The sequence below is a fragment of the Bacillus sp. AFS012607 genome, from assembly GCF_002558005.1.
GTDB classification, from domain to species: domain Bacteria; phylum Bacillota; class Bacilli; order Bacillales; family Bacillaceae_G; genus Bacillus_A; species Bacillus_A thuringiensis_S.
Genome location: NZ_NTVM01000086.1, coordinates 1 through 340 on the forward strand (window position 1 = coordinate 1; position 340 = coordinate 340).

Sequence of the window (340 nt, forward strand, 5' to 3'; positions counted from 1 at the left end):
CCTTTCTATGGAGAATTGATAAGCGCTGCTTATCAATATAAGTTTCCGTGTTTCGTTTTCGTTTAGTTTTGAGAGTTCAATTCAATATTGACTCTTAAATGAGGATATGATATAAATAAATCCTGCAATTTGTATGGGCCTATAGCTCAGCTGGTTAGAGCGCACGCCTGATAAGCGTGAGGTCGATGGTTCGAGTCCATTTAGGCCCACCATACATTTTGGGGCCTTAGCTCAGCTGGGAGAGCGCCTGCCTTGCACGCAGGAGGTCAGCGGTTCGATCCCGCTAGGCTCCACCAAAAAGCTATTTTAAATAGCAAATGGTATGTTCTTTGAAAACTAG

2 tRNA genes are annotated in these 340 nt (G+C 43.5%); both read left to right on the forward strand.

Features of this window, described 5'->3' with window-relative positions:
* Positions 1–135 precede the first annotated feature (135 nt).
* A tRNA-Ile gene (locus CN409_RS30850) sits at positions 136–212 on the forward strand.
* Positions 213–220: 8 nt separating this feature from the next.
* Positions 221–296, forward strand: a tRNA-Ala gene (locus CN409_RS30855).
* Positions 297–340 lie beyond the last annotated feature (44 nt).